Origin of the sequence: Desulfobacter sp., from assembly GCA_028768525.1 — a bacterium.
In the GTDB taxonomy this organism is placed as follows: domain Bacteria; phylum Desulfobacterota; class Desulfobacteria; order Desulfobacterales; family Desulfobacteraceae; genus Desulfobacter.
Window position 1 is genome coordinate 5513991 of sequence record CP054837.1, and the last position, 17020, is coordinate 5531010.

Annotated in this window: 19 protein-coding genes; 5 read left to right on the forward strand and 14 right to left on the reverse strand. The window is 52.4% G+C overall.

What is annotated here, in order from left to right; all coding sequences use genetic code 11:
* The first annotated feature begins 3 nt into the window (after positions 1-3).
* The 3 genes from HUN04_24290 (at position 4) to acs (ending at position 4288) form a co-directional block, all read left to right on the forward strand.
* Entirely contained in the window at positions 4-636 is a 633-nt protein-coding gene (locus HUN04_24290; GenBank protein ID WDP93395.1) for an HAD hydrolase-like protein, read from the forward strand.
* Between the two features lie 127 nt (positions 637-763).
* Entirely contained in the window at positions 764-2041 is a 1278-nt protein-coding gene (gene sat, locus HUN04_24295) for a sulfate adenylyltransferase (protein WDP92671.1), read from the forward strand.
* Between the two features lie 279 nt (positions 2042-2320).
* Complete coding sequence (gene acs / locus HUN04_24300; GenBank protein ID WDP93396.1) at positions 2321-4288, forward strand: acetate--CoA ligase; 1968 nt, start codon at positions 2321-2323, stop codon at positions 4286-4288.
* A 58-nt stretch (positions 4289-4346) separates the two neighbouring features.
* On the opposite strand, the gene HUN04_24305 is transcribed toward acs, so the two are convergent.
* The 11 genes from HUN04_24305 to ffh form a co-directional block, all read right to left on the reverse strand.
* A complete protein-coding gene (locus HUN04_24305; GenBank protein WDP92672.1) occupies positions 4347-6617 on the reverse strand; it encodes an inorganic phosphate transporter in 2271 nt (756 codons plus the stop codon).
* A gap of 222 nt (positions 6618-6839) precedes the next feature.
* On the reverse strand, positions 6840-7682 hold the full coding sequence (gene rsmI / locus HUN04_24310) for a 16S rRNA (cytidine(1402)-2'-O)-methyltransferase (protein ID WDP92673.1): 843 nt from the start codon (positions 7680-7682) through the stop codon (positions 6840-6842).
* Positions 7683-7684: 2 nt separating this feature from the next.
* Positions 7685-8050, reverse strand: a complete 366-nt coding sequence (locus HUN04_24315) for a YraN family protein (protein WDP92674.1) — start codon at positions 8048-8050, stop codon at positions 7685-7687.
* Entirely contained in the window at positions 8047-8634 is a 588-nt protein-coding gene (locus tag HUN04_24320; GenBank protein WDP92675.1) for a ribonuclease HII, read from the reverse strand. Before HUN04_24320 ends, HUN04_24315 begins: the two co-directional genes overlap by 4 nt.
* A gap of 25 nt (positions 8635-8659) precedes the next feature.
* Complete coding sequence (rplS, locus tag HUN04_24325) at positions 8660-9010, reverse strand: 50S ribosomal protein L19 (GenBank protein ID WDP92676.1); 351 nt, start codon at positions 9008-9010, stop codon at positions 8660-8662.
* Positions 9011-9038: 28 nt separating this feature from the next.
* The gene (locus tag HUN04_24330) at positions 9039-9593 is read right to left on the reverse strand and encodes an RNA methyltransferase (GenBank protein WDP92677.1); all 555 of its coding nucleotides are present in this window, start codon (positions 9591-9593) and stop codon (positions 9039-9041) included.
* Entirely contained in the window at positions 9586-10338 is a 753-nt protein-coding gene (trmD, locus tag HUN04_24335; protein ID WDP92678.1) for a tRNA (guanosine(37)-N1)-methyltransferase TrmD, read from the reverse strand. The genes HUN04_24330 and trmD overlap by 8 nt, the downstream gene beginning before the upstream one ends.
* An 8-nt stretch (positions 10339-10346) precedes the next feature.
* Positions 10347-10871, reverse strand: coding sequence for a 16S rRNA processing protein RimM (gene rimM / locus HUN04_24340; GenBank protein WDP92679.1), 525 nt, complete (start codon positions 10869-10871; stop codon positions 10347-10349).
* 3 nt (positions 10872-10874) lie between these two features.
* On the reverse strand, positions 10875-11105 hold the full coding sequence (locus HUN04_24345) for a KH domain-containing protein (protein WDP92680.1): 231 nt from the start codon (positions 11103-11105) through the stop codon (positions 10875-10877).
* A gap of 80 nt (positions 11106-11185) precedes the next feature.
* On the reverse strand, positions 11186-11449 hold the full coding sequence (gene rpsP, locus HUN04_24350) for a 30S ribosomal protein S16 (GenBank protein WDP92681.1): 264 nt from the start codon (positions 11447-11449) through the stop codon (positions 11186-11188).
* Between the two features lie 15 nt (positions 11450-11464).
* Complete coding sequence (gene ffh, locus HUN04_24355; GenBank protein ID WDP92682.1) at positions 11465-12790, reverse strand: signal recognition particle protein; 1326 nt, start codon at positions 12788-12790, stop codon at positions 11465-11467.
* 95 nt (positions 12791-12885) lie between these two features.
* Here ffh and rlmN point away from each other — a divergent pair, with 95 nt between their 5' ends.
* On the forward strand, positions 12886-13929 hold the full coding sequence (rlmN, locus tag HUN04_24360; GenBank protein WDP92683.1) for a 23S rRNA (adenine(2503)-C(2))-methyltransferase RlmN: 1044 nt from the start codon (positions 12886-12888) through the stop codon (positions 13927-13929).
* Between the two features lies 1 nt (position 13930).
* Here the strand turns inward: rlmN and HUN04_24365 are convergent, their stop codons facing one another.
* On the reverse strand, positions 13931-14944 hold the full coding sequence (locus HUN04_24365; protein WDP92684.1) for a tRNA 4-thiouridine(8) synthase ThiI: 1014 nt from the start codon (positions 14942-14944) through the stop codon (positions 13931-13933).
* Between the two features lie 14 nt (positions 14945-14958).
* On the opposite strand from HUN04_24365, the gene nth reads away from it, so the two are divergent.
* Positions 14959-15588, forward strand: a complete 630-nt coding sequence (nth, locus tag HUN04_24370; protein ID WDP92685.1) for an endonuclease III — start codon at positions 14959-14961, stop codon at positions 15586-15588.
* A 125-nt stretch (positions 15589-15713) separates the two neighbouring features.
* Here nth and HUN04_24375 read toward each other — a convergent pair whose 3' ends face one another.
* Positions 15714-16310, reverse strand: coding sequence for a response regulator (locus HUN04_24375; GenBank protein WDP92686.1), 597 nt, complete (start codon positions 16308-16310; stop codon positions 15714-15716).
* Entirely contained in the window at positions 16311-16802 is a 492-nt protein-coding gene (locus HUN04_24380) for a chemotaxis protein CheX (GenBank protein ID WDP92687.1), read from the reverse strand.
* Positions 16803-17020 lie beyond the last annotated feature (218 nt).

Below are 17020 nucleotides of genomic sequence, written 5' to 3' on the forward strand. Positions count from 1 at the left end.
AATATGGATATTTCAAAGATCAGGGCCGTGGTATTTGACTGTGACGGGGTCATGTTTGACACGGCCCTGTCCAATCGAAAGTTTTACGATGCAATCCTTGCCGAATTCGGCAAGACTTCCCTCACCGAAGAACAATTTATCAATGTGCATATGATGACGGTCAAGGCCGCCATTGAATACCTTTTTCCCGAGATGGGCGATCTCAGGCCCGTCTATCTGAAAATCAAGGAAATCGGGTACGCCAAGTTCATCCCCTATATGGAAATGGAGCAGGGGCTGCCCGAGCTGCTGGCGGACCTGAAAAAGGCCGGACTCTTCCGGGGGGTGGCCACCAACCGGACCAATACCATGGAGGGGGTCCTCGCGGAAAATAACCTCACCGCCTCATTTGAAATGGTGGTGACGGCCGCAGATGTGGAACACCCCAAGCCCGCCCCGGACCAATTGATCAAAATCATGGATGCCCAGGGATTCGACCCCAAGGAAATCCTCTTTGTGGGGGATTCAACCTATGACCAGAACGCCGCCCACAGCGCCGGGACCTGGTTTGCGGCATTCAAGTCCCCCAAGCTGGACGCCCACTTCCATGTGGGGGCCATGGATGAGATTGCAGACCTCTTAAATATAAAAGAATAAACTCTTGACAAATGTCCTGATCATCATTAAATCTTATGAGATTTTTAAATAAAATTGAAGTCAGATGGGGGTAAACATCTGACACCCATAAATGGTAATTTAACCATAATTAAGGAGAATGAAGTATATGTCTAAATTAGTTGCACCCCACGGTGGTAAAGGTCTTGTTTGCTGCAAACTCGAAGGCGCAGAACTGGAAGCTGAAATTAAAAAAGCTGCCGGCCTGAAGAAGATCGAAATCTCTTCCCAGGTTAAAGGCGACCTGATCATGCTCGGTATCGGCGGTTTCTCTCCGCTGAACGGTTTCATGACCAAGGCTGACTGGAAAGGCGTTTGCGCCGACTTCCTGCTGGCCGACGGTACTTTCTGGCCGGTACCCGTAATGCTGGACGCTGCTGCTGCCGACGCCGCTGAAATCAACGAAGGCGACGAAATTGCCCTTGAAAGAGACGGCGAAGTATACGCTACCATGAAGGTCGAAGAAAAATTCGAAATGACCGAAGATGAAAAAAAATGGGAATGCGAGAAAGTATACAAAGGCCATGGCGAAGAGTCTGAAGATGACGTATTCTGGAAGATCGCCCTGGAAGATCATCCCGGCGTTCAGGCTGTTATGGCCAGAAAAGAATTCTGCCTGTCAGGTCCCGTAAAAGTCCTTTCCGAAGGCGAATTCCCCGAAAAATTCAAAGGCGTATACCTGACCCCCAAAGAAACCCGCGCTATCTTCGACGAAAGAGGCTGGGCCAACGTTGCTTCCATGCAGCTGAGAAACCCCATGCACCGTTCCCACGAACATCTGTGCAAGATCGCCCTTGACGTGTGTGACGGCGTTCTGATCCACTCCCTGATCGGTAACCTGAAACCCGGCGACATCCCCGCAGAAGTACGGATCAAATGTATCGACAGACTGATTCAGGACTACTTCGTACCCGAGCATGTTGTTAACGGCGGCTATCCCCTGGATATGAGATATGCCGGTCCCCGTGAAGGCCTCCTGCACGCCACCTTCCGCCAGAACTACGGCGTCAACAAGATGATCATCGGCCGTGACCATGCAGGTGTTGGTGACTTCTACACCCTGTTCGAAGCCCAGGAAATCTTCGACATCATTCCCCAGCCCGAAGAAGAAGGCAAAGCCCTGCTGTGCGAAGCCCTGAAAATCGACTGGACTTTCTACTGCCACAAATGTGACGGCATGGCTTCCATGAGAACCTGCCCCCACGGCAAAGAAGACCGCGTAATCCTCTCCGGTACCAAACTGCGTCACGCCCTGTCCAACAACGAAGAAGTTGTTGACCACTTCGGCCGTGAAGAAGTCCTGGTTATCCTCAGAGAATACTATGCCGGCCTGAAAGAAAAAGTAGAAGTTAAACTGCAGAGCCATGCAGAAGGCTCCAAGATGTAATTGAATTGAATCCATAAGATTCGATTAGATTATATAGATTAAAACGGCTTCCTCCGAAAGGGGGAAGCCGTTTTTTTGTTGTGCCGGTGGATACTATCCGGTGCCGTTTGCTAAGCATCCCGGGTTCCCGATTTCTTTCTTTAACACAATTTTTACATAGTTTTCTTGACAACAACTCGTCATTTATCCTAATCCTATCGTTTTTTAATTTGGCCGCAGGGGATGAGATCTTTAATCCCTGCCCGTCTCCGTTGTTATGATAATGCTGAAAGGAAAATGATGAGCCAGTTTGTATTTCACGCACCTGATGACCACCGGAAGAACGCCTGGGTGAAATCCCTGGATGAGTATAAAGGCATGCACAAATATTCCATTGAAAATCCCGATGAATTCTGGGCTGAAAAAGCCCAGGCGTTTTATTGGGAAAAAAAATGGGACAAGGTGAGGGACTTTAACTACAGCCTGTCCAAAGGGCCTGTCCGCATTGAATGGTTCACCGGCGGCAGAACCAATATGGCCTATAACTGCCTGGACCGGCATCTTGAGTCCAGGGCGGACCAGACAGCCATTATCTGGGAAGGAAACGATGTCGGGGAAGATGGTGAGATCACTTACAGGCATCTCCATGAAGCGGTCTGCCGGTTTGCCAACGCCCTGAAATCCAAAGGGGTCTCAAAGGGGGACCGGGTGGCCATATACCTGCCCATGGTGCCGGAACTGGCCATCAGTATGCTGGCCTGTGCACGGATCGGCGCTGTCCACAGCATTGTGTTCGGCGGTTTCAGTCCCGACGCCCTTTGCGACCGGATACTTGACAGTGATTCCAGGGTCCTTGTCACAACGGACGGTGTGATGAGGGGGGCCAAGGCCATTCCCCTGAAAGAAAATGCCGACCGGGCCATGGCACAATGCGAAAAAAAAGGCCATTCCGTGGATACCTGTTTTGTGGTGCACAGAACCGGGACTGCGGTTGAAATGAAGCCGGGCAGGGATCTGTGGTGGGCGGATGAGGTCTCAAGGCAGGGACCGGACTGCCCGGTGGAGTGGATGGATGCCGAAGATCCCCTGTTTATTCTCTATACCTCCGGCTCAACCGGGAAACCCAAAGGCGTCCAGCATAATGTGGGCGGGTACATGGTATATACAGGGATTACATTTAAATACATATTCGACTACCATGATAATGATATTTTCTGGTGCACGGCGGATATCGGCTGGGTCACCGGGCACAGCTACATTGTCTATGGGCCCCTTTCCCAGGGGGCCACAAGCCTCATATTTGAGGGAATTCCCAATTATCCCGATCCCGGGCGGTTCTGGGCCACAGTGGACAAATGGAAGGTCAACCAGTTCTACACGGCCCCCACGGCCATCAGGGCGCTGATGGCCCAGGGGGAACAATGGGTTGAAAAGTATGATCTGACTTCCCTGAGGGTTTTGGGCTCTGTCGGCGAGCCCATCAATCCCGAAGCGTGGCAGTGGTATTTCAAATATGTGGGCAAAGAAAAATGCCCGGTGATCGATACCTGGTGGCAGACCGAGACCGGAGGGATCATGATCACCCCGCTGCCCTATGCCATCGGCCAGAAGCCCGGATCTGCAACCCTGCCTTTTTTTGGCGTCAACCCGGTCCTGCTTGACGAGGAGGGGAATGAACTCTCCGGTGCCTGCCAGGGGATTCTGGCCGTGAAAGAACCCTGGCCCGGCCAGATGCGGACGGTATTCAACAACCACGAACGCTTTGAAAGCACCTATTTCCAGATGTTTGACGGGTATTATTTTACGGGAGACGGATGCCGGAGGGATGAAGACGGATACCATTGGATTACAGGCCGGGTGGATGATGTCATCAATGTCTCCGGGCACAGGATGGGGACCGCTGAGGTGGAAAGTGCCCTTGAAAGCCATCCCGGGGTGGCGGAGGCCGCTGTCATCGGTTTTCCCCATGATATTAAGGGGCAGGGGATTTATGCCTTTATCACACCCAAACCCGGTGCCGCCGGGGGCGAGGAACTGCTCAAGGGGCTGCGGCAGCATGTCAGAAAAGAGATCGGCCCCATTGCCACCCCTGATATCATCCATAGTGCACCGGCATTGCCGAAAACCCGGTCGGGCAAAATTATGCGCCGGATTTTACGCAAGATCGCCACGGATGAGTTCGACGGCATCGGAGATACCTCCACCCTGGCCGAGCCTGAGGTGGTTGACAGCCTGATTGACAGCCATAAGGACCTAACGAGACGGTAGGCAGAAATAGAGACTGAAAGGCCGGTATGATGATCTGTCATACCGGCCTTTTTTATTCTTAGTTCACCTGCTTGTGGCAGGATTTATGGGGATCTTCCAGGGGGAAGGCTTCGTTGAAGATTTCAAGGAGTTTCACCACCTGTTTTGCCATCATTACACAATTGCCTGAGATGGCGTAGAACATGATGCTGAGCCGTGTTTTGGACGAGGTCGACTGGATCCGCCGGATCTGGTTGGCATTATAATCGTCCACCAGTTCCCGCAGGTAATGGAACTGGGCCCCGATGTGGTTGCAGTCCACAATATCCTTGTGGCTGAAAGCGGTTTCCACCTGGTCCAGAATGTCTATAAACACCTTTTTAATGGCCTTGAGTTCCTCAATCTGAACCGGCAGCAGGCCCTTGTGGCGGTTGGCCACATGCATGGTGCAGCGGATCACCGTATCCCGGTGGCCGTCGGTGAATTTTTGCAGCCTGCGGATGATCTGGTAATAGTTGTAGGAGACCTCGTTGTCCTCCCGCTGGAGGAGCCGAAGCACCTTGAACACGTTGGCAATAATGATATTGCTGCCCAGCTGGAACTGCTTGGTTTTTTTGCGCTGGGCCCGCAGCATATCCAGGTCTTCGGCAAAGAGGGCGTCAAAGGTAACGTCCAGAGAATCCCGGATGCCCTTGAGCTGGTATGACAGGTGGTCAAAGGTGTCGGATACTGAATCCTGGAAGTTTTCCACCTTTTCAAGATGGAAAATATTGATCTCTTCCTTGGTTTTTTCTTTGCCTTCGTGGCGCTTTTTATTTTTCCAGACCATGACCGCCACAAAGACCATCAGGCCGATGATGCCGGGCAGCTTGAAATGAAAGATGATGTTGGCGGCGATAAAGGAGACCACGAATGCGATCAGGGCCGTCATGAACCATCCGCCGATGACGGTCAGCACACCGGTAATCCGGTATACGGCACTCTCCCGGCCCCAGGCCTGGTCTGAGAAGGAAGAGCCCATGGCCACCATGAAGGTGACATAGGTGGTGGACAGGGGCAGCTTCAGGGAGGTGGCAAAGGAGACCACGGCCGAGGCCACCATCAAATTCACCGAGGCCCTGATCAGGTCAAAGGAGGGTTTTTCCTTATGGTGGACATGGGTGGTTTCGTTCAATGGGGTGACCCGTTTTGCCACGGCTTCCCTCAAAGGCAGGGGGGTGATGTTTTTCACGGAGTTGAACAGGCTGTCAAAGAGGTTGACAATCCGGCGGGAGAGCCATACCGATTCAAACCGTTCCATTCCTTCGTCCTGCTGGCCCAGGCTGATTTCCGTTTCCGTTACTGTTCTTGCTTTTTTGGAGAGCCAGAGGGTGATCACCATGATGGTACCGGCAATGAGCATGATAAAGGTCTGGGACTGGACTTTCTTGCTCAGGGCCTCCATGGTAACGGTCATGGGGTCGGCCGAGGCCAGGGCGCTCTGGAAGGCATTTAGTCCTGCCAGGGGGACCCCGATAAAATTCACCAGATCGTTGGCGGCAAAGGCCATGGCCAGGGCAAAGGTGCCGATGAGAACAATGGGTTTGAGGATATTCACCTTAAAGCTGAGCAGGATCTGAAAGATCACGGCGGAAACGGCAAATATGCCGGCCATAATGATTAAGGAATGGCCTTTTATCCATGCCACGGTCTGGGCGTCCATGAACGTGGCTCCCTTTGAGCCCTTAACCAGGATAAAAAAGGTGATAGCGGTCATAGCGATTCCGCCCCAGACGGCGCCGTAGCGGTTGAGCCTTTCCTTGTAGTCAAAGGTGAAGATCAGGCGGGATATCAGCTGGACCACAGCCCCCGAGGCAAAGGCCACCACAATGGAGAGCAGGATGCCCCCCACAATGGCCAGGGCTTTGGCCGTGTTGATATAGTCCCATAGATCAAGGCCGTTGCTGGCCTGGGCCGTTATTTTGATCAGGGAAAGGGCCACGGCAGCACCCAGGAGTTCAAATACAATGGAGACCGTGGTGGAGGTGGGCAGACCGTGGGTGTTGAACAGGTCCAGCAGAAGAATGTCCGTGATCATCACGGCCAGGAAGATGGTGAGCAGTTCCGGCATGGTAAAGAATTCCGGATGGAATATTCCCTTCCGGGCCACTTCCATCATGCCGCCTGAAAACGTTACTCCGGCCAGAATACCGAAGCTGGCAACAATGATTATGGTGATGAACGGGGCGGCTTTGGAACCGATGGATGAATTGAGGAAATTGACCGCATCGTTGGTCACCCCCACGACCAGGTCAAAAATGGCAAACAGGATCAGCATACCTACGATACCATAGTAGATTTCAATGCCCATGGCGTTTTACGTCCTTTTTTTTATGTTGGGATTTAGGGTCTCCACCTGGAGAAATGAATAGCGGTTTCCGGGTTAGTGTTGCTAATTAAACATTAACAATTTGCTGCCGTATTTAAGCTATTTTACCTAATTTATCAAGATGTTGGCCGGTATTCTAACACAATGCTAACAATTAGAAAATAATAAACCCGGGTCATAAAATGGGGTGGGCTCAGAGTGGGATCAGGCGCCGCTTTTTTTCAGGGCAAGGATGGCGTCATAGACCTGTTTTCTGGGCAGGTTGAATCTACCGGCAAGCTCCTTTGCAAGGGCCGATGTTTTGGGATTTTCCTTAAGCCGTTCCCGGATCAGGTCTTCAAGGGAATCGGGGGAGGGGGGGGCAGAAGTTTTGCCAGCGCCCTGAATGAAAAGGACACATTCCCCTTTGATCTGGTCCCGGTCTTCGAGATCGGAGAGGAGTTTCGAAAGGGGCGCCCTTAGAAATTCTTCATAATGCTTGGTCATTTCCCTGGCCAGGCATGCATGCCGGTCCCCCAGGCGGTCGACTGCCCTTGAAATCAGCTTTTTTATCCGTTTTGGGGATTCGTATAAAATCAGGGTGGCGGATCCTTGGGCGAGTCCATCCAGAAATGCTTCCTGGGCCTTTTGCTTTTTCGGGGGAAAGCCGCAGAACAGAAAACTGTCCGTGGGCAGTCCCGAAGCGCTCAGGCCGGTGACGGCGGCATTGCATCCGGGGATGGGTACGACCTTGATTTCCCGGGCGGCGGCACGGTTTACCAGGCGGTAACCCGGATCGGAGATCAGGGGGGTACCGGCATCTGAGATCAGGGCAACATCGAGGCCCTCGACAATTCGGTCCAGAATATCTTCGGACTTCCGGTCCTCATTGTGCTCGTGGCAGGCGGTCATGGGGGTGGTGATGCCGTAGTGATCCAGGAGGCGCCTGGAATGGCGGGTATCCTCTGCGGCAATGAGATCGACCTCTTTGAGTATCCGCAGGGCTCTGAAGGTGATATCTTCAAGATTGCCCATGGGGGTGGCCACAATATAGAGGGTGCCCGCCATTATTAAACTCCTTGGAATGCGTTGGGAATCAGGGTGATCTCCGGCGGTCCGCCGGCAAGGAGGACCTCGACCACATCAAAACGGACCCGCTGGTTGATGCAATTGTGTTTTTTCAGATAAAAGCTGGCGCCCATAATGATTTTCTGCTGCTTTGCCGGCAGCACCGCCTCCCTGGGCAGCCCCTTTTTAAGATTTGAACGGGTCTTAACTTCAACAAAGCAAAGCGTATCGCCGTCCTTTGCAATGATATCGATTTCAAAGCGGCGGGTACTGAAATTCCGTTGGATGATGGTATAGCCCCTGGCCGCCAGGAATTGGGCGGCCGCGTCTTCACCGGTCCGCCCCAGCTGTTTGCCGGCCAGGCTCATGCCACCCCTTTAAAGCTTTTCCTGTGGATGGGGCAGGGGCCGTGGGCTGCAATGGCGGCTTTGTGGGCCTTGGTGGGATAGCCTTTGTGACGGTGAAAATCATATTCCGGATATTTTACAGCCATCTCTTCCATGATCCTGTCCCGGGTCACTTTGGCAATGATGGAGGCCGCTGCAATTGAAATGCTCTTGGCATCCCCTTTGACAATGGCTTCCTGGTCGGTTTCCATATCAATGGTGAATTTCCCGTCGATGAGCAGGTAGTCGGGAGGAAGCGTCAGGTCTTCAGCCGCCCGTTTCATGGAAAGCAGGGAGGCACGGAGCACGTTGATCCGGTCTATTTCCAGGTGATCGGCAATGCCGACTCCGACGGCCAGCGCATTCTTTTTGATGAAGGGAAACAGGGCGGCCCGTTTTTTTTCACTTAATTTTTTTGAATCCGTTATCTCAGAGCAAACAAAATCCTCGGGCAGGATCACGGCTGCAGAGACAACGGGGCCGGCAAGGGGTCCCCTGCCGGCCTCGTCAATGCCTGCAATATATCTGTACCCGGCGGCATTGGCCTTCTCTTCGAAGTGCCGCATCGGGTACAGGTCTTTTTTGTGGCAATTAGGCAAAGCGTTTTTCTTTGATTCTGGCAGCTTTGCCCCGCAGGTTTCTCAGGTAGTAGAGTTTGGATCTTCTGACCCGGCCCCGGGTAACCACTTCGATTTTGTCAATGGCAGGGGAGTACAGGGGGAAAATTCTTTCCACGCCGATGCCGCCGGAGATTTTCCGGACAGTGAATCTGGCGGAGGCCAGGCCTTTGGTCTTCTTGATGACCACGCCCTGGAATACCTGGATACGTTCTTTTTCACCTTCCCTGATTTTTACGTGGACCTTGATGGTATCGCCGGAATCGAATTCCGGGATGTCCATGCGCATCTGTTCTCTTTCAAGTTTTGCAATTACGTTTGTCATGTCTAATTCCTTCCCTTTTGGCTGAATCTCAGCCATTTATAAGTCGGTCTAAATATATTGATGCCGCTGACCTGACGGAAAGATGGTTGTATGATCCTGCCCCCTGTATGGGTTCCAGGATATGGTCGCACTGCTCAATGACCTCTTCCGCCAGGCCCCACGCCGTGCCGAACACGATGACATGGGGCATATTTTCATTTAAATTCCGTTTTAAGCTGCTGCAGCTGACGGTGTTTTCATATTTCCGGGCGCTGGTGGCCACTTTCACCAGGGGCTTTTCTGTCTCTGCTTCAATGGCTTGGCATACCCCTTCAAAGCTGTCTGCCAGGCGAACCCGCTCCAGGGCGGATTTGCGTGCCGGATTGGCCTTTGCCCCGGCCCCTGTTACCCAGTGGTCCATTATCTGGTTACACAGAAGGGTCTGGTCTTCATAGGGGGTGACCACATAGTAGCCTTTTACCCCGAAGGTCCTGCCCGCCCGGGCGATGTCATGAAGGTCCATGTTCGTCACAGCCGATCCCACGGTATCCCCTTTTTTATTGACCACCGGATGGTGAATCAGGGCGATATACAAATCAGCCATTGATGATCCCTTCAAGCTCCCGGCACCACTGCCGGAGAATGGCCTTTTCCTCATTATCCGGTTTATGGATATCAAAGAGGTCCGGCCGCTTCATAAAGGTCCTCTGAAGTGCCGACCGCCTGCGCCACTGCCGGATTTTTTCATGGTTCCCGGATAAAAGCACCCCGGGAACGGCCATTTCTTTATAGACTTCCGGCCGGGTATACTGGGCATGTTCCAGCCGGTGATCCATAAAAGAATCGGACTGGGAGGACATATCGCTTCCCAGTACACCGGGTAGCATTCTGGCCGTTGCATCAATCATGGCCATGGCCGCCACTTCCCCGCCGGTCATGACAAAATCTCCCATGGAGATTTCCTCGTCCACCAGCCGGGCATATACCCGTTCGTCAATCCCTTCGTACCGGCCGCAGATGAAAATCAGTCCCTGATTCTCTCCGGCCAGCTCACAGGCCTTGGCCTGACTAAAAGGCTGGCCCTGGGGGCTCATGCAGATGACCTTGGCGCCGGGGCTGCCCTGTCTGGCCGACTCAATGGCCGCTTCCAGGGGGGCCGGCTGCATGACCATGCCGCTGCCGCCGCCGTAGGGCCTGTCATCCACGTTGTTGTGCTTATTCGTGGAAAAGTCCCTGATATTGACGGCCTTGCCCTGTATTGCGCCGGATTCAATGGCCCGGCCAATGATGCCGTTGGCAAAAAAGGCCTCCAGAAATTCCGGAAAAAGGGTTAAAACGGTAAACTCCATGAAGCCGCCTATTCCGTAATGAATCCTTCGGGCAGGGTGGTGGTCAGTTTACCGGCGTCCAGATTCACTTCGTCCACAAAGTGGCTGTTCATGGGGATGAGGACTTCTGTCTTGTCCGCTCCCAAAACCACCAGGATATCATCCGCCCCTGTGGAAAAAAGCCGGTCAACCTTTCCCAGGTTTCCCAGTTCATGGTCTGTGACTTGGAGCCCTGTCAGGTCTTCCCAGTACCAGGTATTATCTTCGAGTTCGGGCAGCTGGGCCCTGTCCATGAGGATCTCCTTGCCCACAAGGGACTCGGACGTATCCCGGTCGCTGACCTCTTTGAGGACCAGGAGAATTCCTTTTTTCCGGGGAGAGGCTTTGACAATGGTGAATGTCCCGCCGTTGTCCCCGCCCTCGTCCCGGAGCATAATTTTGCGCCCCTTGGCAAAGGTGTCCGGAGAGTCTGCATATGACCAGACCTTGAGATTCCCGGCCAGGCCGTGAGCCCCTGTAATTTTGCCTATGGTGAGCCAGGTGCTGCCAGTCATGGACTACTCGATGATTTCCAAAACGGTTCTTTTTTTCAGCTTGGTGGATGCAGCGCTTAAAATGGTTCTCATGGCCCGGGCGGATCTGCCCTGTTTGCCGATTACCTTTCCAAGATCCTCTTTTGCCACTTTGAGTTCCAGTACGGAAGTCTGGTCTCCCACAACTTCAGATACCTGAACATCGTCAGGATTGTCTACCAGTGCCTTTGCAATGTACTCAATCAGCTCTTTCATAAAAACATCTCCTTTTCAATGGTATAGAGGTGTCCATAGAACGGCCAAAGCCTGGCCAGGGCCGCGATGCCCAACCAAGATTAAGCGGAAGCCGCGTCAGCGCCGGTTACACCCTGTTTTTTCAGGATGCTCTTCACCGTGGTGGTGGGCTCAGCACCTTCTCCCAGCCAGTATTTTACCCGGTCTTCCTTCAGGGTAATGACTGCGGGGTCCTGCAAGGGATCATAGGTGCCCAGGGCTTCCAGGAATTTGCCGTCTCTGGGGGCTTCAATGTCTGCTGCAACGATTCTGTAAAAGGGTTTTTTCTTGGTGCCTTTGCGGGTGAGTCTTATTTTTACGGCCATTGTGTCTGTTTCTCCTTAAAACGGAAGCATGCCCTTCAGGGATCTCATGCCTCCTTTATTAAACTTTTTAACCATTTTCATGGACTGGGTATAGCTTTTCAGCAATTTGTTCACATCCTGGACCGTGGTCCCGGACCCTGCGGCAATCCTCTTTTTCCGTGAACTCTTGATGATGGCGTGTTTCTCACGCTCCTCAGGGGTCATGGAATTGATGATGGCCTCGATTCTGACAAACTCCCGGTCGCTGATATTCAGGTCCTTAAGCATTTTTTTATTTACCCCGGGCAGCATGCCCAGAAGATCCTTAATGGATCCCATTTTCCGGACCGACTGCATCTGGTTTTTAAAATCCTCAAGGGTAAATGCATTTTTACGCAGTTTTTTCTCTAAGGCTTGCGCCTCTTTCATGTCAACCGATTCCACAGCTTTTTCAATAAAGGAGAGGGTGTCTCCCATGCCGAGGATCCTTGAGGCCATCCGGTCTGGATGGAAGGGCTCAAGGGCGGTTGTTTTTTCGCCCACACCAATGAACTTTAGGGGTTTACCAGTAACGGCTTTGATGGATAAGGCGGCCCCACCGCGGGCATCACCGTCCATCTTGGTCAGTACGAAACCGTTAATGTCCAGCCGTTTGTCAAACTCTCCGGCTATGTTGACCGCATCCTGACCGGTCATGGCGTCCGCCACCAGGAGGATTTCTGATGGGTTTATGCCTGTTTTAATCCCTTCAAGTTCCGCCATTAATTCATCGTCCAGGTGCAACCGGCCGGCCGTGTCAAGTAAGAGGGTGTCGCATCCCGCTTCCCTTGCAGCCAATTGCGCGTCCTGGCAAATCTTTAAGGGCGCCATTTCCGTTGTGGACGGAAATACCGGCACATCCATCTGCTTGCCCAGCTTGGTGAGCTGGTCGATGGCGGCCGGGCGGTAAACATCCACGGGCACAAGATAGGGGGTTCTCCCCTGCTTGCGCAAATGCCGGGCCAGCTTGCCCGCCGTGGTGGTTTTACCGGAGCCCTGCAGGCCCACCAGCATGATTGACGTTGCCCCTGTTTTGGCAAAGTTCAGATCCTGGTGGGAAGACCCCATCATCTTTGTAAACTCTTCGTTCACAATTTTGATTACCTGCTGGCCCGGGGTAAGGCTTTCCATTACCTCCTGACCAAGGGCTCGGGTCTTTATATCTGAAATGACATTTTTTGCAACCTTATAATTGACATCAGCCTCAAGAAGTGCCATCCTGACCTGCTTTAAACCGTCTTCGATGTTCTTCTCGTTAAGGGTGCCGTGACCTTTCAACTTCTTAAAGACTGTATCCAGTCTGTCGCTCAGATTTTCAAACATAAATAGATCACCTTCTAATATCAAATCAAATCATTGATTTTAAACTATAATCCATGTAATGTCAAGAAAGTAATAAAAAGTACAGGAAATACACAATGGAAAATATATTGGAGCTGACCCGGGAAGACCTGGGGGAATGGCTTGAGAATAAAGGGATTCGAGCTTTTCGGGCCAAGCAGATCTTTAAGTGGCTCTACCTGAAACTGGCCGATGATTTTGATGAGATGACCGACCTTGGCAAGGACCTGAGGGCGACCCTGAAAACCCATTTTACCATCGGGGCCATGGCCGTGGAAAACAAGGAGGTTTCCGCCGACACCACTGAAAAATTTCTTTTCCGTCTCCAGGACGGCGAGTATGTGGAGACGGTGTTGATTCCTGAAAAGGACCATTATACCCTGTGCGTCTCCTCCCAGGTGGGCTGCGCCATGGACTGCCGGTTCTGCCTTACGGCCAAAGCCGGCATCAAGCGGAATCTCACCGCAGGGGAAATTGTGGGCCAGGTCCAGTCCGCCAGGCGGTATGTGATGGTGGAAAAGGGGCTGGATCCGTTGAAACTCTCCAATATTGTTTTCATGGGCATGGGTGAGCCCCTGGCCAACTATGGCAACCTGCTACAGGCCTTAGGCGTGATCCTGGACACGGATTTCGGAATGAAGTTTTCCGCCCGCAGGGTCACTGTCTCCACCTCGGGCCTGGCGCCTAAGATCATACAATTGGGGCAGGATACAGAGGTGAACCTGGCGGTTTCCCTCAATGCCGTGGACAATGACAGCCGGTCACAGCTCATGCCCGTCAACAATAAATACCCCATGGAACAACTGCTGGATGCCTGCCGGCAGTATAAAATGAAATCCCGTGACAAGATTACCTTTGAGTACATCCTCATGGCCGGGGTCAACGACAGCGACGCCCATGCCAAAAAACTGGTTAAGGTTTTGGCACCCATCCGGGCCAAGGTCAATCTCATTCCATTCAACGAGCACGGCGGGGCACCGTTCAAGCGCCCCTCCCGTGACCGGATTAACCGTTTTTTAAAGATTCTGCTGGACCGGAATATGACCGCCATTGTGAGAAAAAGCAAGGGGGATGACATCTCCGCTGCCTGCGGACAGCTCAAGGCAAAAACACGCTCCTGAATCAGGTCGGGGGCGGCACAAGGAGGTCATGGAAGGCGCCGGATTCCGGGGTGGTGACTTTTACCTCACGGGTTTGATCCCCTTCGAATACCCTGACCAGAGAAACATCGCCCGGCTGGGCCTTGGTGTACCCGGCCGTGATCCGGGCGGCCAGGAGGATATCCTCTTCGGCGGCACTGCCGTAGAAAATGGCGTCGGGGCCGGGGAGGCCGGCATGGCGCAGCCGGATGTGACAGTCAGGATCGTAAAGGGCCATGATCCGCTTATTGTCCCCCTTATTTCTTCCGACAATCAGTTTGGCGCTGTCGCTGAGGCGGAAGTGTCGGCCGTGGTTGAGCAGCCGAAGCTGCACAGGATCCTCGGTTTTCTGGACGTAAAGCAGGTCCCTCAGCCGGATGGAGAATCCCTTGTCGGTGAGCACGCAGCCGCCCGCAGGGGAGGGGAATTCGGTGATGCCGAATTTGTCGGCCAGTTCCATCTGTCTCTTTCTGCCCCGTCCGGTGATGTCCAGGAGTTGTTCCCGGTCCACCAGGCCGTCCTGCTCGGCCCGGGTTTCGGGCAGAATCTTCCCGCTCAAGGGGCGGACGATGTATCCGTCATATCCAGAGTTTTTTTCAACATAGCGCAGGGCGTTCTTGGTCTGGGATTTGGGGCGCTGCCCCATGACCTCCCCGGAAAAAAGGAAGTCAAAGCCCTGTTCTTCCATTATTTTTCCGGCCTGGGCAAACATCAGGGCATGGCAGTCCATGCAGGGGTTCATGTTTTTGCCGAACCCGGCATGGGGGGCCCGCATCATTTCCAGGTATTCCGGGGTAATGTCTTTTACAATGAGGGGAACGCCGGTCTGTTTTGAAGCCTTTTTTGCTGATTTTGCATTGAAGAAAGGGGTCTCGAAGCTGACCCAGGTCACTTCAATGCCCTGCTCCCGGAGGACCAGGGCCGATAATATGCTGTCCAGTCCCCCGGAGCAGAGCCCCAGGGCCTTTATCCCTGTTGTGGTTTTATTTTCGTTCATATATATATTGCTTTATGGATGCTAAGGTTGTTTCAATTATTCTGGAAAGATTAAGTGCCCGCTACCCGGTTGTCAATACCCAGCTCGATCACGACACCCCTTTTCAGCTGCTCATTGCCACCATCATGTCGGCCCAGTGTACCGATGCCCAGGTAAACCGGGTCACCAGGGTGTTGTTTCGGAAATATGCCGACCCGGCCTCACTGGCCGCTGCCCCTTTGGAGGAGATCAAGTCCATTATCTATTCCACGGGGTTTTACAACAATAAGGCCAAAAACATCAAAGCCTGCGCCCGAAAGATTGTGGATGAGTTTCAGGGCGGGATCCCCGAGGATATAGACGGGCTGACATCCCTGCCCGGGGTGGGCCGGAAAACCGCCAATGTGGTAAGGTCGGTGAGTTTCGGCGTCCAGGCCATTGTGGTGGATACCCACGTCCACCGACTTTCCCGGCGCCTGGGACTGAGCCGCAGCAAAGATCCGGTAAAGGTGGAGTTTGAACTCATGGACATCATTCCCGAGTCGTCATGGAATGATATCGGACTCCAGCTTATCTACCTGGGAAGGGAAATATGTGATGCCAGAAACCCCCGTTGCGGCGAATGTTTTCTCTATGATATCTGCCCCACCCGGGGGCGTGATTAGACAGGGGGGGACGGGATTTGTGCCTGCCGGCCTTGGATGCCGTCTTCGCTGGTGTGTCAGCTTAGGTATGAGGGTTGCACCACTGATGGGGGCTGCCAAAAGGTGACATCGGCATTTTGAACGGGTTAGCTCTTGAGGGTCAAGGGATTACCGCATTTATAGCAGAAATTAGAGTCCGCCATTGCCTTTGTGCCGCACTTGGGACAGAACTCTGCCCGCCCAGGGGTTTCATCTTCCCAGGATTTGGAACTCAGATGATCCTTAACCTGGGAAAGAAGGTCTTCCTGAGTCTCTTTGTCTCTGTCGAGATCGGCCAGGATTTCTTCCTTTTTTCTGTTCCTGTTTTCCAGCATATAGTGTACTTTTTTGGTAAATGTCTGGCTGCTGAAGGGTTTCACAATATAATCATTGGCCCCCAGTTCGATAAGTTTTATGATCAGCTCCCGGTCAGCCTCTGCCGTTACCATCATGACCAAGACATCGTTGAATTCTTCGAACTGCCTCAGGGTTTCAAGGAATTCAAAGCCGTCCATCACAGGCATTGCAACATCCAGAGTCACCAGCTGGTATTGTTTTTTTTGAAGCATTGTCAGGGCATCTTTACCGTTTAAAGCCGTATCTATATTTGAAAATCCGTCCATGACACAATTCTTTTTTATCATGGTCCGCATCATCTTGGAATCATCGACAATCAGAATATTGATATCGTGATTTTTTCCCATCTAAGCACTCCTTGACTCTTTTTCAATCTGAAAAGAAAAATAAATGTGTTCCTTTCCCAACACACGGAAAGGTATAACCACTGCAGGGGTCTTCTTTTTGGACAGCCTGTCTTTAAATCCCGTTTTACCAATGGAAGGTACGGATGTCTTGAATACGATGCCTTTACTTTTTTTCAGGACATCTTTCCCCCTGGCTGAAACCATATTGACGATTTCCCCCCCGAGGCTTTCACAGCTTTCCCTTGCTTCTTTTTTATCTCCTGACAACAATTCGCAGGCTGCATCAAAAAGAAGAACATGGGGGAAAGAGATGGAAACGAATCCGCTGAGATCCTTACCCTGCAGTGCCACCACACTGGTTACAGACTCCTGGAAAAATGTTTCCATGCCATTGGAATAAAAAGGTTCCCCGGGTTTGATCTTCAGATTCACATACTTGTCCATCACATAGGCGAACGCATCAATGAAAGGTATGATGTGATCAATAATCATGGTTTTGCCCAGGTATTTTCTCCTTTAGTCTCCTGTGCAAGGATAGATAGCTTGCGGTTTTTTGTCAATGGCGCTTGTGGGCAACCCTGCTGGCAGTTTTTTTGTATAGCTATCCTCCCGGCCGCCGCCCTTTATAACCCGGGGATAGTCAAGGGATTCGGCTGCTGTATTATGGCTGCTTTATAAAATCTGTATAGGGATTGGTCCGGTTGGGGCCC